At 71.4% G+C, this 22,083-nt stretch carries 26 protein-coding genes and 1 pseudogene; 11 read left to right on the top strand and 16 right to left on the bottom strand.

The features are described from left to right. Window positions 1-106 precede the first annotated feature (106 nt). The 3 genes and pseudogenes from DP107_RS04050 to DP107_RS21650 all read left to right on the top strand — a co-directional run bounded on the left by DP107_RS04050 (window position 107) and on the right by DP107_RS21650 (window position 1,894). Entirely contained in the window at window positions 107-1,117 is a 1,011-nt protein-coding gene (locus tag DP107_RS04050) for an NOG1 family protein (protein WP_144260878.1), read from the top strand. A 75-nt stretch (window positions 1,118-1,192) separates the two neighbouring features. Next, a pseudogene (locus tag DP107_RS21655) lies at window positions 1,193-1,543 on the top strand (DUF7555 family protein); the annotation flags it as partial. Continuing rightward, a complete protein-coding gene (locus tag DP107_RS21650) occupies window positions 1,532-1,894 on the top strand; it encodes a DUF7529 family protein (protein WP_449405190.1) in 363 nt (120 codons plus the stop codon). The pseudogene DP107_RS21655 and the gene DP107_RS21650, both read left to right, overlap by 12 nt. Window positions 1,895-2,067: 173 nt before the next feature. On the opposite strand, the gene DP107_RS04040 is transcribed toward DP107_RS21650, so the two are convergent. Further along, the gene (locus tag DP107_RS04040; RefSeq protein ID WP_144260876.1) at window positions 2,068-2,493 is read right to left on the bottom strand and encodes a hypothetical protein; all 426 of its coding nucleotides are present in this window, start codon (window positions 2,491-2,493) and stop codon (window positions 2,068-2,070) included. Between the two features lies 1 nt (window position 2,494). Next, window positions 2,495-3,736 (bottom strand): MBL fold metallo-hydrolase, encoded by a 1,242-nt coding sequence (locus DP107_RS04035; RefSeq protein ID WP_144260875.1) that lies wholly within the window; start codon window positions 3,734-3,736, stop codon window positions 2,495-2,497. Between the two features lie 87 nt (window positions 3,737-3,823). Here DP107_RS04035 and DP107_RS04030 point away from each other — a divergent pair, with 87 nt between their 5' ends. Beyond that, a complete protein-coding gene (locus DP107_RS04030; protein ID WP_144260874.1) occupies window positions 3,824-4,456 on the top strand; it encodes a hypothetical protein in 633 nt (210 codons plus the stop codon). Between the two features lie 93 nt (window positions 4,457-4,549). Here DP107_RS04030 and DP107_RS04025 read toward each other — a convergent pair whose 3' ends face one another. The 4 genes from DP107_RS04025 to DP107_RS04010 are packed head-to-tail and all read right to left on the bottom strand — an operon-like array spanning window position 4,550 to window position 6,571. Further along, window positions 4,550-4,939, bottom strand: coding sequence for a hypothetical protein (locus tag DP107_RS04025; RefSeq protein ID WP_144260873.1), 390 nt, complete (start codon window positions 4,937-4,939; stop codon window positions 4,550-4,552). Window positions 4,940-4,989: 50 nt separating this feature from the next. Further along, window positions 4,990-5,451 (bottom strand): acyl-CoA thioesterase, encoded by a 462-nt coding sequence (locus DP107_RS04020; RefSeq protein ID WP_144260872.1) that lies wholly within the window; start codon window positions 5,449-5,451, stop codon window positions 4,990-4,992. A 30-nt stretch (window positions 5,452-5,481) separates the two neighbouring features. Further along, on the bottom strand, window positions 5,482-6,024 hold the full coding sequence (locus tag DP107_RS04015) for a DUF5810 domain-containing protein (RefSeq protein WP_144260871.1): 543 nt from the start codon (window positions 6,022-6,024) through the stop codon (window positions 5,482-5,484). A gap of 55 nt (window positions 6,025-6,079) precedes the next feature. Next, window positions 6,080-6,571, bottom strand: a complete 492-nt coding sequence (locus tag DP107_RS04010) for a GNAT family N-acetyltransferase (protein ID WP_144260870.1) — start codon at window positions 6,569-6,571, stop codon at window positions 6,080-6,082. A gap of 317 nt (window positions 6,572-6,888) precedes the next feature. Here DP107_RS04010 and DP107_RS04005 point away from each other — a divergent pair, with 317 nt between their 5' ends. Next, complete coding sequence (locus tag DP107_RS04005) at window positions 6,889-7,755, top strand: J domain-containing protein (protein WP_144260869.1); 867 nt, start codon at window positions 6,889-6,891, stop codon at window positions 7,753-7,755. Window positions 7,756-7,912: 157 nt separating this feature from the next. Here the strand turns inward: DP107_RS04005 and purH are convergent, their stop codons facing one another. The 3 genes from purH to DP107_RS03990 form a co-directional block, all read right to left on the bottom strand. After that, window positions 7,913-9,517 (bottom strand): bifunctional phosphoribosylaminoimidazolecarboxamide formyltransferase/IMP cyclohydrolase, encoded by a 1,605-nt coding sequence (purH, locus tag DP107_RS04000; protein ID WP_144260868.1) that lies wholly within the window; start codon window positions 9,515-9,517, stop codon window positions 7,913-7,915. Window positions 9,518-9,794: 277 nt separating this feature from the next. Next, on the bottom strand, window positions 9,795-10,190 hold the full coding sequence (locus tag DP107_RS03995; RefSeq protein ID WP_144260867.1) for a DUF5611 family protein: 396 nt from the start codon (window positions 10,188-10,190) through the stop codon (window positions 9,795-9,797). Between the two features lie 63 nt (window positions 10,191-10,253). After that, on the bottom strand, window positions 10,254-11,126 hold the full coding sequence (locus DP107_RS03990) for a DUF7093 family protein (protein WP_144260866.1): 873 nt from the start codon (window positions 11,124-11,126) through the stop codon (window positions 10,254-10,256). A 215-nt stretch (window positions 11,127-11,341) separates the two neighbouring features. Between DP107_RS03990 and DP107_RS03985 the strand changes: the two genes are divergently transcribed. From DP107_RS03985 to ygfZ, 3 genes are all read left to right on the top strand, one after another. Next, window positions 11,342-11,641 (top strand): DUF6432 family protein, encoded by a 300-nt coding sequence (locus DP107_RS03985; RefSeq protein WP_144260865.1) that lies wholly within the window; start codon window positions 11,342-11,344, stop codon window positions 11,639-11,641. A 116-nt stretch (window positions 11,642-11,757) separates the two neighbouring features. Further along, window positions 11,758-11,898, top strand: a complete 141-nt coding sequence (locus DP107_RS19805; RefSeq protein ID WP_185977161.1) for a PhlB family protein — start codon at window positions 11,758-11,760, stop codon at window positions 11,896-11,898. A gap of 57 nt (window positions 11,899-11,955) precedes the next feature. Next, entirely contained in the window at window positions 11,956-13,056 is a 1,101-nt protein-coding gene (gene ygfZ, locus DP107_RS03980; RefSeq protein WP_144260864.1) for a CAF17-like 4Fe-4S cluster assembly/insertion protein YgfZ, read from the top strand. A 122-nt stretch (window positions 13,057-13,178) separates the two neighbouring features. On the opposite strand, the gene DP107_RS03975 is transcribed toward ygfZ, so the two are convergent. From DP107_RS03975 to DP107_RS03960, 4 genes are all read right to left on the bottom strand, one after another. Next, entirely contained in the window at window positions 13,179-13,913 is a 735-nt protein-coding gene (locus DP107_RS03975; RefSeq protein WP_144260863.1) for a CAP domain-containing protein, read from the bottom strand. 348 nt (window positions 13,914-14,261) lie between these two features. Continuing rightward, window positions 14,262-14,465: a hypothetical protein gene (locus DP107_RS21360; RefSeq protein WP_202877338.1), complete on the bottom strand. Its 204-nt coding sequence runs from the start codon at window positions 14,463-14,465 to the stop codon at window positions 14,262-14,264. Between the two features lie 12 nt (window positions 14,466-14,477). After that, window positions 14,478-15,128, bottom strand: coding sequence for an HVO_0476 family zinc finger protein (locus DP107_RS03965; protein WP_144260862.1), 651 nt, complete (start codon window positions 15,126-15,128; stop codon window positions 14,478-14,480). Between the two features lie 82 nt (window positions 15,129-15,210). Continuing rightward, a complete protein-coding gene (locus DP107_RS03960; RefSeq protein WP_144260861.1) occupies window positions 15,211-16,512 on the bottom strand; it encodes an MFS transporter in 1,302 nt (433 codons plus the stop codon). 205 nt (window positions 16,513-16,717) lie between these two features. On the opposite strand from DP107_RS03960, the gene DP107_RS03955 reads away from it, so the two are divergent. After that, window positions 16,718-18,697, top strand: a complete 1,980-nt coding sequence (locus tag DP107_RS03955) for an aconitate hydratase (RefSeq protein ID WP_144260860.1) — start codon at window positions 16,718-16,720, stop codon at window positions 18,695-18,697. A gap of 723 nt (window positions 18,698-19,420) precedes the next feature. Here the strand turns inward: DP107_RS03955 and DP107_RS03950 are convergent. Next, entirely contained in the window at window positions 19,421-20,197 is a 777-nt protein-coding gene (locus tag DP107_RS03950) for a PHP domain-containing protein (protein ID WP_202877337.1), read from the bottom strand. A 122-nt stretch (window positions 20,198-20,319) separates the two neighbouring features. On the opposite strand from DP107_RS03950, the gene DP107_RS03945 reads away from it, so the two are divergent. Together DP107_RS03945 and DP107_RS03940 are read left to right on the top strand one after the other, a co-directional pair. Next, a complete protein-coding gene (locus DP107_RS03945; protein ID WP_144260859.1) occupies window positions 20,320-20,685 on the top strand; it encodes a DUF5518 domain-containing protein in 366 nt (121 codons plus the stop codon). A 57-nt stretch (window positions 20,686-20,742) separates the two neighbouring features. Then, the gene (locus DP107_RS03940; protein ID WP_144260858.1) at window positions 20,743-21,084 is read left to right on the top strand and encodes an ASCH domain-containing protein; all 342 of its coding nucleotides are present in this window, start codon (window positions 20,743-20,745) and stop codon (window positions 21,082-21,084) included. Window positions 21,085-21,129: 45 nt separating this feature from the next. Here the strand turns inward: DP107_RS03940 and hisE are convergent, their stop codons facing one another. Both hisE and DP107_RS03930 read right to left on the bottom strand, forming a co-directional pair. Further along, window positions 21,130-21,453, bottom strand: a complete 324-nt coding sequence (gene hisE, locus DP107_RS03935; protein ID WP_144261249.1) for a phosphoribosyl-ATP diphosphatase — start codon at window positions 21,451-21,453, stop codon at window positions 21,130-21,132. Between the two features lie 19 nt (window positions 21,454-21,472). Further along, window positions 21,473-22,042: a bifunctional nuclease family protein gene (locus tag DP107_RS03930; RefSeq protein ID WP_144260857.1), complete on the bottom strand. Its 570-nt coding sequence runs from the start codon at window positions 22,040-22,042 to the stop codon at window positions 21,473-21,475. Window positions 22,043-22,083: the final 41 nt, after the last annotated feature.

Raw genomic sequence — 22,083 nt, 5'->3', positions numbered from 1 at the left:
CGCTCGCACTGGATCCCGGCGTCCCGGCGGATATCCGGCCCCGACCCGTCGGCTCCGCGAACGGACGCGTTTATCCCCGCCGCCCGAATACCACTCGTAACCAGCGATGCCCGCATTCGAAGCCCTGCAGACCGTCCCTCGCTCGGGGGAGCTCGTCGACAAGGCGTTCTCCCGAGCGGCGCGTGCGGGCCGCGCGAAGGAGGGCATCGAGGCCCAGGAGTCGATGCTCATCACCGCGGCCAACATCCTCAGCGACAACCTGGAGAACGTCGTCACGAACTGGCCGGACTTCGACACCGTGGACCCGTTCTACCGGGAGCTGGCCGACGCCGTCTGCCGGGACACGGAGGGGGTTCCCGGCGTGGACGCGCTGCGCCAGAACCTCTCCGAGGTCGGCTGGGCCAGCCGCCAGATCGACGAGCTCCGGAGCGAGTATCAGGGCCGCATCCGCCGGTCGGGCCCCGACACCGCGCGGAAGGTCCGCAAGCAGGCGTTCGCCCGCTTTGCCGACATCTGTGACGAGGTCGAGGACGACCTGCTCGCGCTCGGCGAGGCCCGGGAGGCGCTGAAGACGCTGCCCGACATCCGGGCCGACGAGCCCGCCATCGTCGTCGCGGGCTACCCCAACGTCGGCAAGTCCTCGTTCGTCAACCACGTGACGAACGCGCGCAACGAGACGGCGAGCTACCCGTTCACGACGACGCAGATCCGGGTCGGCCACCTCACCCGGGAGCGCATCCGCTACCAGCTCGTCGATACGCCCGGGCTGCTCGACCAGCCCGCCGACGAGCGCAACGCCATCGAGCAGCAGGCCGTCAGCGCGCTGACCCATCTCGCCGACGCCGTCCTGTTCGTCCTCGACGCGAGCGGCGACTGCGGCTACCCCATCGGCGCACAGCTCGAACTCCGTGACGAGCTCCGCGAGCGCTTCGCCGGCGCGGCCGCCGCGGACGAGGACGCGGTCCCCATCGTCACCGTCTGCAACAAGAGCGACCGCTCGCGCGGCATCGAGGCGGACGCCTACATGAGCGTCACCGAGGACGAGAACGTGAGCGGAGTGCTGGACCTGGTCGTCGAGGCCGTCGGCCACGAGCCGGAACTCCCGTTCGACGGGTGAGTGCCGGCCCCGAGCCCGCAAGAATCAATCTCGTGTCCTGGCTATCGCCGCCTGTGACGCGCTCGGGCTGCGGCCGACGCCCGCTACGCGGTCGTGCTGACGGCCGTCTGGTCGGCGGTGTTCCTGCCCGTCAGCCTGCTGTTCGGCGGCGACCTCGTCGGGGTGAACTGGGGCCCGTTCGTCGTTGGCCTCCTGACGCTGGGCGTCGGCTCGCTCGGACTCCGCCCCGGGAAGCAGTGGCGCGAGGACGACGAGGGGGGCCACGCCGACGGACGTGGTGAGTCACGGGTTTGGCGACTGGTCGATCGGCTCCCACCGTTCCGTGACCGCGCGGAGCCGCTGCGCAACGACGGCCGCCTCTCAGACGGCCTGAAGCTGCTGTTCGGCGCGGTCTGTATGCTCCTCGCCTCGTTCCTGCTGGAGGCCGTCCTCGGGGTAGCGGTCCGTCCGTCCCGGCGTGGGCGGCTCGGCCTCCGGAGCCGACAGCCATCCCCCTCCCCGTCGGGAAACCGGTGTACGACCGACGCCGGAGAGCAGCCGGAGGATGTCGACCCGGCGGAGCGGCTGGCCGCCAGGGCCGACATCGGCTGGGGGCTGGTCCACACCATCCCCGACGACTTCCTCGACGGGTTCGCCGACGCCGTCGACCGTGGCGCGTTCCCCGAGTACGACGTCCTCCGGGACCCCGAGGGGCGCCTCGCCCTGTTCGTCGCGGGTAACTACCCCCTCCAGGGCGCCGAGGGCTGCATCGCCGCCGAGGACGGGGAGGGCCTCTAGTCCTGGCTTCGGGCACCGACGGGACCGTCGCCGGCACGTTCCGGCACGCCGAGCCGTCCAGGTTCTTCCCCCACTGGGAGGACTCCGCGTCGTACTTCGACCGGGACTGACCGGTGCCCCGTCGTCCGTCGCGCCGGACGAGTACGCCGTCCCGCGACCCGCCTTCTCGACGGTCAGACCACGTCCACGTCGATAGCGTCCGCTACCGTCCGTGCATCGCGAACGTAGCGCGGGCCGCGCTCGTCGCGCTCGACACGGAAGGCCCGGAGCGTGACGACCAGCCGTTCCCCGTCGAGCGTCGCCCGCAGCACGGGTCCGACGCTGGTGACGACGACGTACGGCGGCGCAGCCACGGGCTCGGCCCGCAGTCGCTCGCCCGCCGCGGCCACGCACTCGGCGAGGACCGCCGGTAGCGTCCCCAGCACGCCCGCCCGCTCCAGCGTCGCGCGGAGGGGCTCCGTCACCTGCGTCGCCGACGTCGTCGTCGTGCCGTCCCAGCCGGCGACGACGGCGTCCGCGCAGTCGAGCACGGTCGCCACGAGGTCGCCGCGCTCCTCGCGGAGGTGCGTCCGGACGGCGTCGGCGTCGAGGTCCGCCACGTCAGTCGGCCGTCGCGGCGCAGTTGTTCGGCCCCAGCTCCAACTCGAACGCCGCCTCGGCCCCGGCCGTCTCGCGGCCCAGGTTGACCGCGATGATGGTCTCGTGGTTCGCGGGGCGTGGCCCCATCCCCGACAGCACGCGCTCGACGAACGGCTCGCGGTCGAGCGAGAGCGAGGGGAGTCGTTCGCGGAGATCGCCGAGCCGTGCCGTCACCCGGCCGTCGACGACCGCGTCCTCGCTCGCGTAGTGGCCGGGGGCGACGAGCAGCCCGCCGTCGAGCCCGCCGAACCGCTCGGTCAGGGTCCCGTGCAGCGTCCGGGCGAACTCCCGAACCGCCGCGTCGGCGACCTCCAGGTCGGGCCGGGCGACGCCGTCGACGAACAGCGAGTCGCCCGTCAGCAGACAGTCCCCCACCCGGAGCGCGAGCATCCCGGTGGTGTGGCCGGGCGCGGCGACGGCCGCGAGCCCGACCCCACCGACGGTGAGCGTCTCGCCGGGCGCCAGCGACCGCGCGTCGAACGCCAGACCACGGTCGACGGCGCCCACCGGCAGGACGGCCCCGGCACTCGCCCGGTCGGCCACGGCCCGGACGCCGCTGACGTGGTCGGCGTGGACGTGCGTGTCGACGGCGGCGACCAGGTCGGCCCCGCGGTCGGCGGCGTCCGTGACGTACCGGTCGGCGAACGTCCGCAGCGGGTCGACGACGGCCGCCTCGTCGCCCGCGACGACGAGATACGCCAGACAGCCGCTCGAGGGGCGCCGGTACTGGACGACCGTCGCGTCCCCCGTCGCGTCGGTCGGGAGCTCCGTCGCCTCGTACAGCCGTGCCCAGCCGTACATTCCGCCGGCGAGGTTGTACGCCTCGTGACCCGCGTCGGCGAGCAGGTCCGCGACCTCCGCGCTGGCCTCGCCGCGCGGGCAGACGGCCACGAACGGGCCCTCGGCGCCGCCGACGAGGGCTTCGACGTCGCCGGTGACCCGCGCGCTCAGGAACCGCATGTACGGCACGTCCAGGCGCCGAGGGGCCTCGATGCGCCACGCGTCGATCTCGTCGCGGTTCCGCGTGTCGAGCAGGGTGAACTCGCGGCCCGCGTCCAGCCACACGGCGAGGGCGGCGGGCGTGAGCGACCCCGCGGTCCCGGGCTCGGGGGAGTCGGCCACGGGGTCGCCCTCGGCCGGGCTCGCGTCGGGGGCACTCCCACTCCCTGCCGGGCCCGGATCGGGGGTGGCGTCGTCGGTCATGCCACCGGGTAGGTCGCGCTCGGAGATAAGCGTGGGGCGCTCGACGCCGGGACCACACCTTTGACCCCCCCGGCCGACCGTCCGGGCATGAACGGGACGGAACTCGTGACGGACGTCCGGGGGGCGCGTGAGACGGAGCTGAGCCGACTCGGCTCCGAGAAGGCCGTCGTCGCCGCGACCGACGCGCGGCTGGAGCCGGGCCCGGTCCTGAGTGCGGCCGCCCGTCCCCTCGACGGCGGAGCCGGGACGCTGGCCGGGTGGGCCGACGGGACCGACGACGAGCGCGCCCGCACGGCGTTCGCGGACGTGGCCGACGACCTCGCCGACCACCGGGACGCCATCCTCGACCTCGACGACGCGGCGAGCGCCGGGGGTGACGTCCCCTATCTCGTCGACGAGCTGCGGACCGCGGCGACGACGCCCGAGCGCGTCGCCGCCGGGCTCGTCGCCTACCCGCTGGTGGTCGAGCGGCTGCTGTTGCAGGTCATCAACGTCCTCGTCAACGGGGGCGACCGCTCGGACGCGGACGTCGTCCGCGAGGCCCGGGCGGCCCTCCAGGCGATACCCGAGGAGGGCGCGACCCTGCTGGACGCGGTCTGTGTCGACGACGGCGACTGGGTGACCGCACAGACGGCCGCGACCGACGCCATCGGGACCGCGTACGACGAGTACGCGAGCCGGCTGGAGGAGCTGGGACTCGACCCGAAGCCGGTCTGCTGATTTCCATCCGACTCGTCGAATTACCGCGGTACAGACGGAATCCGCCACACGCTGCCGATATATCCAGGATATGCGTGAACTACCCGGTCCGGGTCAGCCCCGGGTCGCCTCCAGGTCCACCGTGGAGATGACGAGCGTCGAGAGGTCCGTCTCGGAGAGGTTGTCGTTGTCGAACGCGTGGAACCAGCCCTCCCGTGTCTCCCACTTCCCCTTCGGCTCGCGGTCGTCGGCCGGCTCGTCGGCGTCGTACACCCAGACGACCACGTCGGTCGCGGGCCAGCCGTCTGCCCGGGCGTCGAGCAGTTCCTGCAGGATGGAACCCATCTCCGAGCGCGGCACCCCCTCCTCCGGCGAGGCCGTCTCGTAGGCGATGTGGAAGGTCCCATCGGTGAGGGTGTGGTCGGTGACGTACACCCCCTCGGCCATCAGGTGCTCCTCGATATGCTCGCCCAGCTCGCGATACGGGTTCTCGGACGCGGTCATGGGCCGTCGTTCGCGCCCGTCCGGCTAAGTGGTGTCGGCGCGACCGCCGGTCAGACCGGCTCCGGGGGCTCGTCCTGGAACGCGACCACCGCCTCCCGGAAGTCGTCGGGGACGCGCGTGGGGCCGTCCTCGCCGACGGCGACGTGGGTGATGGTGCCGCTGGCGACCACGCGGTCGTCGGCGGCCTGCCGGCAGACCCACTCGAAGTCGGCGCTGGACTCGCGGATGGCGGCCACGCGGAAGCCGTTGCGGAGCTCGTCGTCGAACTCCGCGAACGAGTGGTAGTCCAGCTCCGTGTGGACGACGTGGAAGTCCAGGCCGCGGGCCGCAAGCTCCGTGTACGGGAAGTCGAGCCGCCGGAGGAGCTCGGAGAACGTCTCGTCCTGGAAGGTGACGTACTCCCCGTAGAAGACGATAGCCTGCGCGTCGGTCTCGGCGTACCGAACCCGGTTCTCGAACACGTAGTGGAAGCGGTCGTCGGCGGGGTCGGCCGGGAGGTCGTCGGCATCCATACCGGGTGGCCGGGTGCTGGGAAGATAACGCTACCCGTCGTCGTCCGTTCCGTCGTCGTCGTCCGCCGCCCCCGACACGTCGTCGCCCCGCCCGCCCCGCAGTTCACGGGTCATCTCGCGGGCCTCCTCGATGATGGCCTCCCGGTCCTCGTCGGGCAGCTCGCCGCCGGGGAGCGACCCCGTCTCGGCCCCGTCGGGGATGGGGCCGCCGGTCGCGCGGTCGCGGGCGTGTCCCTCGTCGTGTGCGTGCTGGTGGCCGTGGTCGTGGCCGGAGTGGTCGTCGAACAGCGCGCCCGAGCGCTGGTCGGCGGCGTCACGGCCCTCCTCAGCCACGTCGCCGGTCGTGTCCTCGAAGACCTGTGGGTACTCCGCCTCGTCGAGGTCGGCGGCGTGCTCGCGGAGCGCGGCCGTCAGGTCGGCCTCCCCGAGCTCCGACCAGCCAGGGACCCGCTCGCCGAGCCAGTCCCCGTGGCCGTCGCTCCGGAGCATCGCGGTGAAGGCGAGATGATTGGCGAGGTGGCCGATGTCGGCCTGCGGGGCGTCACAGACCGGGCAGGCGTAGCCCGTGCTCATGGGCGGCCGTTGCGCCCGCGGACACAAAACACGGTCGAACCGGCGGGGGCACCGGTCAGTCCGCAGACCGGAGCATGACGAGGGCGTTCGTCCCGTCGTCGTAGTAGCCCGGCACCGTGTGATGCTGTGTGAACCCGAAGTCGCGGTACAGCCCGATCGCCCGGTCGTTCCCCTCGCGGACCTCCAGCTTCACTCGGCCGGCGCCGCGACCGTCCATCACCGCGAGGCCGCGCTCCAGCAGCCGTCGGCCGATGCCGCGTCCCCGGTCGTCCGGGCGGACGGCGAGGTCCTTCACGTGGCCGATGGGGGTGCCGTGGTTCGGGACCGTGTCGGCGACGATGTAGCCGGCGATGTCGCCGGGGTCCTCGTCGGCGTCCGTCGCTTGGCACTCGGCCACCAGGAACCCGGGGGCACCGAGGAACCCCTCGAACGCGCCGTACGGCCACGGCTGGGGGAACGACGCCCGCTCGATGCGGAACACCGACAGCAGGTCGGCACGGGTCGCCTCGCGAACCACGAGCGTGCGGTGTGGCGGCGAGGTTGTCACGTATCGGCGTAGGAGGCCCCGTCGGCTTAGCCCTGTCGGGCGCCGCCCGGGCGGACGCGCGGACCCGCCCCGGTGCTCGTTCGTCCCCGCCGCTGAAGCCGCCGATCCGGCTTTCACGGGCTGATACGGCGTCTCACGGCCACCCGGTGCGGATGCCCATGGCCGGAAGGTTGATACTCCTGCCTCCACTATCGCCGGACGCACCCGTCTTATGGGTGCATCCCCACCCCCCCCACCCCGCTTTTTGAACCCGCTACCTCGCGGACCACCCCGATATCACCGACAGTGTTTGGTCCCCGCAGCCACAGATATCGACAATGCCCGACCGGGGTGATGCGGCGGATAACTACTACGCGGTGCTCGGGGGCCACCCCGACGCCAGCGCCGCGGACATCGAGGCCTCCTACCGCGAGCGGGTCAAGCAGACCCACCCCGACCACAACGACGACCCCGACGCCAGCGAGCAGTTCCAGCGGGTCAAGCGCGCCCGCGAGGTGCTCACGGACCCGGACGAGCGCGACCGCTACGACCGCCTCGGCCACGAACAGTACGTCGACGGGACCGCCGGAACCGGGACCGACAACGCCGGAACGGCCGGCGGTGCCAGCGGCCGCCGGCCCCGGGAACGAGAGCGTGCCCGCTGGACCACCGACGGGTGGACCGACGCCGGGAGCACCGGCACGAGCGGGACGGCCGGCGCCGGAACGGGTGGGACCGCAACCGGCCACCACACCGACGGCCCGACCGGCTCGAGCACCCGTCGCTCCGGTGAGCCGGGCCCGGCCACGGCTGCCGGGACCGCGTCGGCTGACCTCGGCGACCGCATCACCATCGCCGCCCGGGCGCTGGAGCGGTACCGCTTCGATATCGACCCGAAGACCGCCGTCTTCGGGATGGCCACGTTCATGCTCTACCCCGTCTTCCTCGCGAGCAGCGTCGCACCGGGGTTCCCGATCGCCGTCAACGTCCTCCTCTCCTGCTGTCTGCTCTGTACAGTCGGCTACCTGCTGGCCACGCCGGAGGTCGGCGTCCCCGTCTTCGGCGCGTGGTCGCTGTTCGGCCCCATCATGTTCATCTTCGTCGACCGCCCACTGCTCTCGTGGGCCGGCTTCTTCCTCGTCGCCACCACGCTCGTCCCGTTCGGACTGAGCCTGATGGTGCTGGAGCTGCTCCGGCTGGACTGATACGGTTCGCTCGTGTGGCTCCCGATACTCGTAGCCCGAGTTCCATCGGTGGCTCCGATGATAACTGGCCTCTTTCCCGGAGAAGATACGACCGCACGGTATTGGCCCCGAGCCCGGCATTCGCTCGCTCCGTTCGGTCATGCGGCGAGCTTCGGACTCAATCGTGCTTGAAACACCGCTGGCCGGTGAACGCCATCGCCATCCCGTGCTCGTCGGCGGCCTCGATGACGTCCTCGTCGTTGACGCTGCCGCCGGGCTGGACGACGGCCTCGATGCCGGCGTCGGCGGCCGCCTCGATGCCGTCGGGGAACGGGAAGAAGGCGTCCGAGGCCATCACGGCGCCCTCGGCGTCCTTGCCCTCGGCGTGTTCATCGGCCTTCATCGCGGCCAGCCGGACCGCGTCGACCCGCGAGACCTGACCCATCCCGACGCCGACGGTCTCGGTCTCCGTCGCGAACAGGATGCCGTTGGACTTGACGTGCTTGAGCGTCCGCCAGGCGAACAGCATCGTCTCGACCTCGTCGTCGGTCGGGTCGCGCTCGGTGACGAACTCCAGGTCGGCGGCGGTGACCTCCCGGAGGTCCCGGTCCTGGACGAGGCGGCCGCCGACGAGTGGCTTCTCCGTGTGGCGCTCGCCCGTCGTCGTGAGCGTTCCCTCGTCGCCGACGTCGAGCACGCGGAGGTTCTCCTTCTCGAAGAGCACGTCCAGCGCGCTGTCGGTGTAGCCGGGCGCGACGACGACCTCCTTGAACGAGTCGATGATCCGTTCGGCGGTGGCGGCGTCGCAGGTCCGGTTCAGCGCGACGATGCCGCCGAACGCGCTCATCGGGTCCGTCGCGAGCGCGTCGTCGTAGGCCTCGGCAAGGCTGTCCGCGGTCGCACAGCCCGCGGGGTTGGTGTGCTTGATGACCGCCGCCGCGGGCTCGTCGAACTCCTTGATCAGGTCGAGCGCGCCGTCGGCGTCGTTGTAGTTGTTGTACGAGAGCGACTTGGCGCCCTCGTTCAACTGCGGGGCGTCGACGACGTTGGCCTCCTCGCAGGTGGTGTCGGCGTACAGTGCCGCGGCCTGATGAGGGTTCTCCCCGTAGCGGAGGTCGGCGACGCGGTCGTCCGAGGCGAGCCGACGGCGCGGGAACGGCTCGCCGTCGTCGCGGGTCGCGGTGTCACCGTCGACGTGGACGACGCCGGCGTCGTGGTCGACCGTCACGCGGTCCGCGGCGAACCACTCGACGGCCCGGGGGTAGGCCGCGAACTCGGCCTCGTACAGCACCCGCTCCGCCAGCTCGTCCGTCCCGTCGTCGTCGTAGACGGGGACGGACTCCTGGGTGACGATGGGACCCTCGTCCACCGTCTCGTCGACGACGTGGACGGTGCAGCCGGTGACGGAGACGCCGGCGTCGAGCGCCTGCTCGTGGGCATCCGTCCCCGGGAACGCCGGGAGCAGCGAGGGGTGGACGTTGAGCGCCGTCGGCACCTCGTCGAGGAACCCCCCGGTGAGGACGCGCATGTAGCCGTCCAGGCAGACGAGGTCGAACTCGTAGCCCGACAGCGCGTCGAGGACGCGGGCCTCGTGGGACTCGCGGGACTCGCCGTCCTCGCGAACGACCACCTCCGTCGGGATGCCGCGCTCGGAGGCGCGTTCGAGGACGGGCGCGCCCTCCTCGTTGGCGAGGACGACGGCGAACTCGGCACCACCCGGCGCGCGGTCGGCGATATGCAGCAGGTTGCGCCCGCGGTTGGACGCCATTCCGGCCAGTTGCATGTTCGATGCCGGGAGTCGCCGGCCGTTAGTGATTGCGGTCCACCCGGTCGGGCGGGGCGCGGTCACGGGCGCCACGGGGGCCCGGCACGAGACGGGGGACCGTCGGCGCTCGACGCCCGGTCCGTGCCGCGCGATCACGTTCGACGGGTCGGTCGGCTGCGAGCGATAGGCCCACCCCGAGCACGGCGTCCGGCTCCATGACGGGACGGACGGGCTGCTGGCGTTCGTGCCGTCCGCCGGCCTGGAGGCGCTGGTGACCGAGCGCGACTCGCCGTCGCTAGTCCAGGTCGTCGGGCGCGTCGGCGTCGTCCTCGACGGCGCGCTTCATCGACTCGCGCCGGGACTTCGCGTCCCGGCCGGTGCACTCCAGCAGGAAGTCGTTCTTCGCGTCGTTCGCGTCGCCGGCGGCGTCCACGTCGCCGGTCTCCATCAGGTCCTCCAGGTCGCGCTCGACGAAGTCGACGGCCAGCTTGTCCTTCTTGCCGTCGTACACGACGGCGCCGGCGACGACCCGCTCGAACACGGGGTTGTCCGGCTCCTCGACGACGAACAGGTCGCTCCCGTTGAACTCCTCCGTTGCGGTGATGGGGCCGAAGTAGTCCTCGATGGTCCCCTCCAGACCCGGGACGCGTTCCTCGAGGTACTCCCCTCGACGCATCTTGTACTCCTCCATGCGGGCCGGTTTGCGGAGGAACGGTTTACCGATTTCGGCCTGTCCCGTCACCCCCGGGGGCGCCTACTCCCCGGCCTCGAGGTAGCCGCGGACGCACTCCGGACAGGCGTCCCCCCGGCGGAACGAGGAGCTGGCCGGGATGGTGTGGCTGCACTCCGGGCAGCGGTAGTAGCCGTCCGGTACGGTGAACGAGGCGGTCGCGGCGGGCTCGGGCTCGACGTCGGGTGCCGGCTCGGCCGTCGCGTCCGGCGTCTCGTCGTCCGCGTCCGTGTCGGCCTCGGCGTCAGCCGTCGACCCCTCGTCCGCGAGCGCGTCGTCGGCGTCGTCGCCGAGCGGCTCCGGCTCCCACGCGTCCGGGGCCTCCTCACCCGGCCAGCGCCCCGGGGCGCGGTCGGCCGGCTCGTCGTCGGTCAGGATCTCCGCGTCGTCCGTCACCGGCTCGTCCGCCGTCGCGGGGTCGTGGTCCGCGTCCGTCGGCTCGGGCTCGGGGCCCGCTACGTCCGCCATGCCCTCGGCCGCGTCGCCGAGCACCGTCGTTCCGTCGGGGTCGGCCTCGTCGTCGGAGCCGCCGGTCAGCACCGTCGCGTCCTCGCCCTCGACATCGTCGGCGGCGTCGAAGCCGGCGCCCTCGCCCGCGTCGCTCGGCTCGGTGACGGCGCCGGCCTCGGACTCGTCGGGCGCCTCGAACGCGTCGCCCGCCGACCCGTCGTCGCCGGGCGTACGGAGCGTGGCACCGGCTTCGACGCCGCCGTCGGCCGTCGCGCCGGCCGCCGAGACGACCTCCTTGTTCGTCGAGACGACGCGCGTGGTGCCACACTCCGCGCACCGCTCGACGTCCTTCACGATGGTGACGACCTCACTCCCCGTGGAATCGCGCTCACGGACCACGTCACGCTCGTCGAACGCGTGCCCGAAGAGCGAACACTTCAGCCCCATTACACGGGGATGGCCCCGACGCGGATTTAAACGTACTGGGGGATGTGACCCTCGACGTGCGGGCGTCAGACGCCCGGCTGACGCCGTTCCGTCGGTCGGCGGTCGGTCGGGTCCGGACCGGGCCGGGACGCCGGGTCGGAGGGGGTGACGGTGCGCGCCCGGCGGCACGTTCCGTCCCGCGCGGATTTATCACCGGGCGAATGCAACGGTCGGATATGCAGGCGAAGCCGGAGTACCGGGATCGCGACGCGACCGAGGTCACCGTCCTCGACGCGCTCGTGGACCGCCACGAGGAGGGGATGACGGTGTTCGAACTCCGGTCCGGGACCGATCTTGATATCGACAGCATCGAGGCGGCCCTGGGGGACCTGAAGGAGGCGAACCTCATCCGAGTCGAGGAGGAGACCGGCCGGGCCCGCATCTACCCGGACGACCGCGTAGTGCCCGACCCCGGCGAGGCCGCGGAGACGGAGCGGTCGTTCGTCGACCGGATGCTCGAACGGCTGCCGCTGTGACCCAGTGCGTCCGACGGCTGGCTGACAGAGCCAGGAGCACGACGCCGCCGTCCTGCGGTTTTCACTTCCAAGTCGGTTCGAGCGGCTATTTACCGGGCCGGCACCTTCGCGACGGTATGTTCGGACGACTCGTCGCCGCGCTCCGCGACGACCGCGCCGTCGTCCACGAGTGTCGTCACTGTGGGACGACCGTCGAGCCCTCGACCGTCGGCTGTCCCGCCTGCGAGTCCGGCGACATCGCGCGCTACGAGCTGTAGGTCCGGCCCCATCGCCGTGGCGTCGGAGTTATCCGCCGACCCCTGCTACCGCCGGGTATGACTGTCGTCCCGGAGGACCACGAGGCACACGGCGCGACCTACCGCGAACTCGCGGACGGGCGGCGCGCCGTCGAGCGGTACCGCCGGCCCGAGCGGACGGCCACCGCCGTCCGGAGCGGGGTCGGGGTCATCGAGATGGGGTACGGTGTCGTCGAGGTGACCGGCGACGACCGGCACGACTTCGTCGACGATGCCGTCTCCAACCGCGTCCCCACGACGGACGGGGAGGGCTGCTACGCACTCCTGCTCGACCCGCAGGGCGCCATCACCACGGACATGTACGTCTACAACGCCGGCCGGCGGCTGCTCGTCTTTACGCCGCCGGCCCGGGCGGAGCCGCTCGTCGAGGACTGGTCGGGCAAGGTGTTCATCCAGGACGTGGATATCCAGGTGGCGTCGGCCGACTTCGGCGTCTTCGGCGTCCACGGTCCCACCTCGACGGAGAAGGTCGCCTCCGTGCTGAACGGGGCCGGGTCGCCGGACCGGCAGTGCTCGTTCGTCCGGGGGTCGATGGGCGATGCCGGCGTCACCGTCGTCCGGACCGACGGCCCCCTCGGCGAGGAGGGGTACGAGGTCGTCTGCACCGCCGACGCCGGCGGCGAGGTGTTCGATACGCTCCTGACTCGCGGGCTCAACGCCGTCCCCTTCGGGTACGGCGTCTTCGAGACGCTCGCGCTGGAGGCCGGCACCCCCCTGTTCGACACGGAACTGGAGGGGAGGATTCCGAACGTCGCCGGGATCCGGAACGCGCTCGACTTCGAGAAGGGCTGCTACGTCGGCCAGGAGGTCGTCTCGAAGGTGGAGAACCGCGGCCGGCCCTCGGAGCGCCTGGTCGGGCTGTTGCCGGAGGCGCTCCCGGAGCGCAGCGCGGCCGTCTTCGACGGCGACAGTGCCGTCGGCGAGGTCACCCGGGCCACCGCGTCGCCGACGCTGGAGCGGGACGCCGCCCTCGCGTACGTCGGCATCGGGCTGGACGCCGGAGCGGTGACCGTCCGCGTCGACGGCGAGGAGGTGCCCGCCGAGGTCATCGACCTGCCGTTCCACGAGGGGTCGGACCGCTCCGCCCGGGTCCCGCGGTACCCGCCCGCCGACGACTGACGCGGACCCGAAACGTGGGGCGGGCGCTGGGAGGTTACTCGGCAATATCGGGTATAGTCTCGCCAGTACGGGTGTTCCACTCGTACTCGGACCGTAACCCGATCATCCGGGCGTATCGGCGTTCAGCAGAAGTTCTGGGTCGCGTAGACGGCCCCGTCGGCGACTACGATACCGATGCCCTGGCTGGTGTAGCGGTCACGGAGGATGGCCTCGCGGTGGCCCTCGGAGTTCATCCACTCGCGGACGACGTGGTCCGCGAGCGTCCCCTCGGTCGCGGCGAGGCCGCCCGCCCGCGTGAGATAGATGTTCTCGCCGCCGTTACAGTCGATGCCGAAGCGGGCATACCGGTCGTCGACCCCCGCGCCGTCGGGGGCCTCGTGGGCGAAGTAGTCGCGCTCGTGCATGTCCCGGGAGTGGCTGGCGGCGACGGTCGCTAGCGACTCGTCGTACGCGAGCGGGTCCAGCCCGCGTTCGACCCGGCGGTCGTTGACCCCCTCGGCGACGAGTCGCTCGACGCGGGTCTCGTTCAGGTCGTCGCCGGCTGCCGCGCCGGAGCCCGGGGCCACAACCACGACCAGGAGTACCGCGACCAGCACCACGACCGCGCTCCCGGCGGCCATGTACGCGCCGCTCCGGGAGGGTGTCAGCAGGTCGCGCCAGCCCGGCACCCCGTCGTCGGCCATCGGCTTCGGCTGCGGGCCGTCGAGGTCGATGACCCAGCCGGTCGTCCGGGCGGCGTCCAGCCCGGGGCAGTCATGGGCGTCGGCGGCGCGGTGGCTCGCGCACACCGGCCGCCCGCAGTGCGGGCAGGCCGCGGTGACGGAGGTCTCCCGGCCACAGACGACGCATTCGGCCATCGACGGCCGTAGGCGGTCACGGGACAAAAGCGGCCCGCCGTCGCCACTGCCGGCCCGGCGGTGGCCCGCGTCTTTATACCGTCCGCGACTGCAGAGACGACTGCGGATTACCCGTACCGCCTCTGACCCCACATCGTGGCGACGGGTAGTTCCGCAGTAGCATCCGAAGCCGCGCGCGGCAGGGAGGCGTCGCCCCACACGGCGCTACCCTTCGTGGACCCGAACCGACACTCCGGAGCGGCCGCTCAGTCGCCGCGCGTCTCCACGAACCCGACGGCGCCGTGGGACTCGCGGTCGAGCGAGCCGTCCTCGCGGCGGGTGGCGGGGTCCAGCTCCCGCAGAGGGCCCTCACGCACCGGCGCGAGCAGCCGGCCACCGGGACGGGCCCGCTCGACGACGGGGCTCGGGAACAGCGTCGGCGGCGCAGGTGAGGGAGGCCGCGTCGCAGAGCGCGTGGTCAGGCCACCCCTCGCGGCCGTCGCCCTGTCGGACGTGGACGTCGTGGCCAGGGCGGTCGAGCCGACCGGGTCCCGGCCTCGCGGTACGCCTCACCCCCCATCGCCGCTACCAGCCCGACCAGGCGTTCGAGACCTTCGACTCGTCGCGCCCGTACACCCGTTTGATCTCCTTTGCGGGGGCCTGGTCGCCCGCGTAGTCCAGCTTGCGCTGGCCGTACCGCTCGACGTCGTCCCGGAGGACGATGCCCTCGACGGTGAACTCGGCGTCGCCGTACTCCTGGACCTGGCCGACGGTGAACAGTTCGTCGCCCGGGACCCGGACCTCCGTCGAGTAGGTGGAGTCGTGCCGACCGTCCTTCGGGTGGAGCGTGAGGTCGACGGCGACGTTGCCGACGACCCGGGTCCAGACCGTCCTCACCTCCGCGACGGGGGCCGCCTCGGCGCGCTCGCCGTCGAGGAGTTCGAGGCTCGTGACGGCCGCCGAGAGGATGGCCTCGTCCGTCTCGACGAGGAACTCGTCGCCGGCCGCCAGCTGACCGTCGGGGTCGAACTCGGCAGTGGCCTCGATGGAGTCGCCCTCCTGCGAGGCGATGACCCGGCGCTCGACGGTCGGGTCGCTCGGGAGATCGGTCCTGTGGACGTGGTCGCACTCCGTGCAGCGGACGGTGGCGTGCCCGGACTCGTGCAGCAGCTCGTGGACCGTCTCGTCCCCCGGCGAGCAGGACGGACAGGCGACCGCGACGCGGTTCGTACTCATGGGCGGCGCTTGCCGGTCCGCGGGTATAAGCCCGCGGTCACGACGGTCGGGGGCGGCATGGTCGGCCGCCGACGCGTCGGGCTCAGTCGTCCGCGGGGGCGGCCCCGGCAGTCGGCGCGCGGCGCTCGCGGTAGTGCAGCCAGACGATAGCGCCCGTGGCGAGGACGCCGGCCCCGGTGGCGATGGCGAACGCGACGCGGTAGCCCGTCACGGTGTAGACCCGGGCACCGTTGATTACCTCGCCCGTCCAGTAGGCGTCGAGGACGGCCCCGAGCACCGTCGGGAGCACCGCGGCGCCGAAGTAGCCCATGCTGTTGATGACGCCGGTGACCGTGCCGGCCACGTCGGGGTCGTGGCGCTCCTTGCCGACGGTGAACGCGAGCGCGACGCCGCCGTTGGCGAACAGGGCGCAGAACAGCGCCGCGCCGACGACCGGGAGGGGCGGGACGAGCACCAGCGCCGCGTAGCTCAGGGTGAACAGCGCCGCCGCGCCGATCATCAGGCCCGTCCGGCGGGCGAGGCGGTCCGAGAGCGCCCCGAACGCCGGCGACCCGACCACGAACCCGACGTTACCCAGCAGGACGTAGGTCGAGGCGCGCGCGACGGAGACGTCGTAGATGTCGACGACGTAGGGGACCCCCCAGAGCCCGAGGACGGTGAAGTTGGCACCGAGCGTGAGAAAGAGCGCGACACCGAGCAGCCACGTCTCGCGCTCGCCGAGGACGGTCCGGGTGTTGTCGAGCACCTCGCGCAGCGTGGCGGTCTCGCCCGGGTCGGCGGCGTCCCCGACGGCCTCGTGACCGGCACTCGTCGGCGTGTCACGGACGACGGCGCCGATGGCGACCGCCAGTGTCGCGCCGACGCCACCGGCGACCAGCATCGCGCTCCGCCACCCGACCGACTCGATGGCGAGCGCGAGCGGCGTCGTCGCCAGGATGCCGCCGACGCCGGCGGCGGCGATGGTGTAGCCGGTCATTGTCGCGTACTCGTCCGGGCGGAACCAGTTGGCACAGAACCGCAGCGTCGCGATGTAGAGCACGCTCCCGCCGAGCCCGATGGCCGCCCGGGCGAGGAACGCCTCCGCGAGCCCGCCGCTGAGGGCGAACCAGGCGACGCCACCGGTCATCACGGCGAGGCCGAGGGCCCCGACGCGCCGGGGACCGTACCGGTCGACGGCCAGTCCCGAGGGGAGCTGCAGCGCCGCGTAGATGTAGAAGAAGGAGGCGTGGAGGCTCCCGAGTTCGGCGCCGGTCGCGTCGAAGGTGGCCGCGAGCGTGTCCGCCAACACCGCCGTCGCCGTCCGATGGAAGTTCACCAGCAGGAACCCGCCGGCGAGCACTCCCCACAGGAGGGCGCGCTGCTGTCGCATCGAGATGCGTCCCATACCCGGAATCGGAGACGGCGGCGCCATAGCTGTTGTGACGAAGCCGAATGAGGGGCTGGGGCGGAGCGGTCGGCGGCGGGCGCCCGAGGGTCGGATGCGCCGCGGCGGAATCGGTCGATCTCCGGGGGTTGAGGCCCGCCTAAACGCGGGCTGAGAGCGGGACACGCCGGATTTATATCCGAGGGTCGCACATCCCCGGACGACAATGGGACAGACGCTCACTGAAAAAATCCTCTCCGACCACCTCGTGGACGGGGAGCTCGAGACCGGCGAGGAGATCGGGATCGAGATCGACCAGGTGCTCACGCAGGACACGACTGGGACGCTCGTCTGGCTGCAGTTCGAGGCGCTCGACCTCGACGAGGTCCAGACGGAGATCGCGGCCCAGTACTGTGACCACCAGACCTACCAGTTCGACTTCAAGAACACGGACGACCACCGCTTCCTCCGGAGTGCGGCGGGCACGTTCGGCGCGCACTTCTCGCGCCCGGGCAACGGCATCTGCCACAACGTCCACAAGGAGAACTTCGCGGCGCCCGGCAAGACGATGCTCGGCTCGGACTCCCACACGCCCACGCCGGGTGGGCTGGGCGAGCTGGCCATCGGCGCCGGCGGCCTCGACGTCTCCGTTGCGATGGGCGGCGGTCCGTACTACATCGAGATGCCGGAGGTCGTCAACGTCCGGCTGGAGGGTGAGCTCCCGGAGTGGAGCACCGCCAAGGACGTGGCCCTGGAGATGCTCCGCCGGCTCACCGTCAAGGGCGGCGTCGGCAAGATCTTCGAGTACACCGGTCCCGGCGTGGAGAACCTGACCGTCCCGGAGCGGACGACCATCACCAACCTCGGCACGGAGCTGGGCGCGACGACCTCCATCTTCCCGACCGACGAGGAGACCAGGGACTACCTCGAGCGGCAGAGTCGCGGCGAGGACTTCGTCGATATCGGCCCGGACGAGGACGCCTCGTACGACGACGAGATCGTCGTCGACATGTCCGAGGTCGAGCCGCTCGTCGCCAAGCCCTCGATGCCGGACAACGTCGTTCCGGTCCGGGAGGTCGCCGGCGAGTCCGTCGAGCAGGTCATCATCGGCTCCTGTACGAACGGGGGCTACGAGGACATCCTCCCGACGGCGAAGATGCTGGAGGGTCGCGAGATCGACATGCAGACGGAGATGATCGTCGCCCCGGGCTCCAAGCAGGCCTCCGAGATCCTCGCCCGCGAGGGCTGGACCGCGGAGCTGATGGCCGCCGGCGTCAACTTCTCCGAGGCGACGTGTGGTGCCTGCATCGGCATCGGTCACGTCCCCGCGTCGGACTCCGTCTCCGTGCGGACGTTCAACCGGAACTTCGAGGGGCGCTCCGGCATCGAGGACGACTCCGTCTTCCTCGCCTCGCCGGAGGTCGCCGCCGCGGCCGCGATCAAGGGGGAGCTGGTCGACCCGCGTGACCTCGCCGACGAGCTCGGCGACCTGGAGGCGCCGGGCGTCGAGCTCCCCGACCAGTACGACGGCTCGAAGGCCGACCTCATCGCGCCCGACGAGTCCGTCGACGACGGCCTGGTCAAGGGCCCGAACATCGGCGACGTCCCGCTGAAGGACGAGCTGGAGGCCGACCTCTCCGGTCCGAACCTCCTCCAGATGGAGGACAACATCACGACCGACCACATCATCCCGGCGACCCAGGACATCCTGATGTACCGGTCGAACGTCCCGAAGCTGTCGGAGTTCACCCTGAGCCGCGTCGACGACACGTTCGCACAGCGGGCGCTGGACAGCGACGGCGGCTTCCTCGTCGCCGGCGAGAACTACGGGCAGGGCTCCTCGCGTGAGCACGCCGCCCTCTGCCCGATGTTCCTGGGCATCGAGGGCGTCTTCGCGCAGAGCTTCGCCCGCATCCACAAGGCCAACCTGTTCAACTTCGGCCTCATCCCGCTCACAATCGACGCCGACACCTACGAGCGCCTCGAGCAGGGTGACGACCTCGCCATCGTCGACGACGTGGCCGCGGGCGTCCGCTCCGGCCAGGAGGAGTTCGCCGTCGACGTGAACGGCGGGGAGTGGGAGTTCACCGCCCACCTCGACGCCTCCGAGCGCGAGCGCGAGATCCTCGCCGACGGCGGGAAGCTCTCACACACGAAGAAGCTCGCCGAGGACGGCGACTCCGGCGCGACCCCCGCGGACGACTAACTCGAGCTTTCTTGACGGCTCGGGCTTCCTCGGCGGCGCTTCGCGCCGCCTGCGGGCACCACTCGGCACAGAAAACGTTCATAAAAATGCCGCTGGCGAGCGAAGCGAGCCAGCGGTGTCTCCGAAAATCGGGGATTTTCAGGATGACGGGGCGACCAAGTCGCCTCGAACCGAAACGCGCGCCTTCGGCGCGCGTATGCAACAAGATGAGGGTGGAATCTTCGCGCAGTGCTCGATGAACTCTCGGTTCGTGCAGATAGGCATCGCCAGCCAGATACCTAACCCACGAACCACTCCTCCGTATTGGCGTATCGGAGTCCGTCAGACTGGTTCGGAGCGAGTGTCACTTGCTGAACCGCGCCTCACACGACGTTCTCGACAGCGTAGCGAACTTCGCTGACAAGTCGTGGGATACCCCACTTCACCGTTCGAGACGTTCGCGCCCGGGCAGCGTTTAGAATGTGTAGAACGTGGGATATACCACGAGTTGAGTTCGAATAGATTCCACAAAACGAATAATAGCTGCTTTGGACAAATATTCGATGATAGTGAATACCTGTACGCGAGAGCGAAGCGAGCGCGTTTCGCCGGCGCGAGGGCGCCGGAGGCGCCCGAGTGCCGGCACTTTTTCCGAACGTTTTTTGCGGCGAGTGGATTGCCGGCGGAGCCGGCCAGCCGGCTCCCACAGCGGCGCGCGAAGCGCCGCCGAGGACACCCGAGCCGTCAGAAAAGCTCGGGCTCGATACCGTGTCGCTCGCAGAGCTCTTCCATGGCCTCGATCCGGGGTTCGATCTCGCCGGGGTCGTGCGAGTCCGTGCCGATGGTGAAGCGCACGTCGTGGTCCAGGAGGACCTCGATGAAGCGGGGGGCGGGGTGGAACTCGCCGTAGGTGTCGAGCGCGCGGCCGGCGTTGAGCTCGGGGACGGTCCGGGAGGAGCGGAAGGCCTCGGCGACGGCGTGGTAGTGGTCGTCGGTCGCGAGGCCGCGGAGTTCGGGGGTCCGCTCGAACAGGTCGGGATGGGCGGCGATCTCGAACAGCTCGGACTCGACCAGCGCGACCAGCTTCTCGAAGTAGCGGTCGACCAGTTCGCGGCGCTCGGCGCGGGACTTCTCGGCGAAGTACGACCCGAAGTGGACGTTGACGCCGTCGAGGTAGTGGACGCTGCCGATGGCGTAGTCGAAGTCGGCCGTCTCGAGGAAGTCGGCGACGGCGGCCTCGTCGTCGGGTTCGTAGTCCATCTCGACGGCGTCGTGGACGTCGACGTCGAACCGCTCGCGGACCGCCTCGATGCCCTCGCGCCGGCGCTCGAACGTCTGGTCGAGATTGAACCCCATCACCTTCTTGCGCCGGTCGTGGTCGGCCCCGGCCGAGACGTTGCAGTGGTCGGTGATGCCGATGCCGTCGAGTCCGGTCTCTGCGGCGGCCCCCACCATCGACCAGAGGAAGCTCCCGTCGGAGTAGGTCGAGTGGGTGTGGTAGTCGTGGCGGATCCGTGTCACTGCCCGCACGTACGGCGGTGGGCCACGAGTACCTGTCGGGGTCCGGGAGCGGCGGGGAGCCGGCGTCGAGCCGGGTTATGGCACCCCGGAAGGGATTTACCGGGCGCGGCCGCCGGGGCGATATGGTCGACGCCCGCGCCGTCGGACTCGGCTTCCTCGCGCACGTCGTGCTGGGCCTGTTCGCCTTCCTGGCACCCGGCATCGGCCACGTGGCCGTCGGGCTGCTGGCCGGGTTCCTGACGGGCTACCTGGCCGGGGGCGGCCTCGGAAGCGGCGCCTGGAACGGGCTCGTCGCGGGGATGCTCGGGGGGGTCCTCGTGGCGCTCGTGGTCGCGGTCGGACTGGGACTCATCGTCGAGACACTGCTGGGCGGCGGTATCGGCTTCCTCAGCGGCGCCGGGGCGCTCGTCGTCGGCGCGGTCGTGGCGCTCATCCTCGCCGTCGACTCCGCCATCGGCGGCGCGGTGGGTGGGCTGGTCGCGGACTGAGGTCCGAACTGCGTCGCGGGCTGGGTGTTTTTGTCGGTTCGGGCCGAACCCTGCGGTATGAGCGAGACCGCCGAGGCCGACATCGACGCGGGCGACCTGCTGCCGAACGACCACGTCCAGCAGCTCGCACTCTCGGGCGAGGTGACACAGATCCACCGCGGCGCCAGCCAGCACTACGCCGACGAGGGCGACCGGTTCGTCATCGACGGGACGACGTTCGAGGTGACGGGCGTCGAGGACCGTACCCTCGGCGACATGACCGACGCGGACGCCCGGCGCGAGGGGAGCGAGTCGCTGGAGGCCTACAAGAAGCGGATGGAGCGGGTCCACGGCGGGAACTTCGACTGGGACGACTCCAGCACGGTCGTCCGCTACCAGTTCGAGCCGGTCGAGGACTGAGTCCGGAGGACACGCGGCCACGGCCGCCCCCGCCTCGGCGGAACGCTACCGCCGCTCGGCCAGCTCCGCCCGCAGGTCCGCCACGTCCATCTCCTTCATCGCGAGCAGGACGAGCAGGTGGTAGACCAGGTCCGCGGCCTCGTGGGCCAGCTCCTCGCGGTCGTCGTCCTTCGCGGCCAGCAGGAGCTCGGTGCTCTCCTCGCCGAGCTTCTCCAGGACCGCGTTCTCCCCCTTCTCGTGGGTGAACAGCGACGCCGTGTAGGAGTCCTCGGGGAGCTCGGCCTTGCGGGACTCGATGACGGCGAACAGCTCGTCGAGGACGTCGTCCGTGTCCGTCCCGCCGTCGGGGGGCGCCTCGCCCGTCGACATCGGGGCGTCCCCGCTCCGGTCACTCGTCACCCTCGAACACCTCCCGGACGTCCTGCAGTTCGGCGAACCGGTCAGCGTCCTCGGCGGCGTCGTCCCAGACGGCCGCGGCGACGCGGAGCGGGGCGTTCGTCCGGGTGGCCAGCGCCAGGGAGTCGCTGGGGCGGGCGTCGACGGTGACGTCCTCGCGGGGGGTGTTGAGCCGCAGTTCGGCGAAGAAGGTCCCCTCCTCCAGTCGCGAGACGACGACGCCGTCCACCCGGCCGCCGAGCTCCTCGACGATATCCAGCGTCAGGTCGTGGGTCATCGGTCGCCCCAGGGGTTCGGCCTCCATCCCGCGGACGATGCTGCGGGCCTCCTCGAACCCGATGAAGATGGGCAGCACCTCGCCGACGAGTTCGCCGTCGGGGCCACCCGCGCTGTCGGTGCCGTCCTCGCGGGCGTCGCCCGCTGCGGCACCGTCCTCCTCGACCGCGATGCAGACGACCGGGACCGGCCCGTCAGGCGTGCCCGCGACCCGGACGGAGTCGATCCGCGCCGGGAGCAGGTCGGCGGCGTCGCGGTCCCCGTCGCCGGAGGCGTCCGTGCTCATACCCGACGGAGGCGTTCGTCGGGGAAAAGGCTATCTCGTCG

It is taken from the genome of Haloglomus irregulare, assembly GCF_007421925.1.
Classification (GTDB): domain Archaea; phylum Halobacteriota; class Halobacteria; order Halobacteriales; family Haloarculaceae; genus Haloglomus; species Haloglomus irregulare.
Note: the sequence above shows the minus strand (reverse complement) of the source record. Positions and strands in the feature narration are given on the sequence as shown.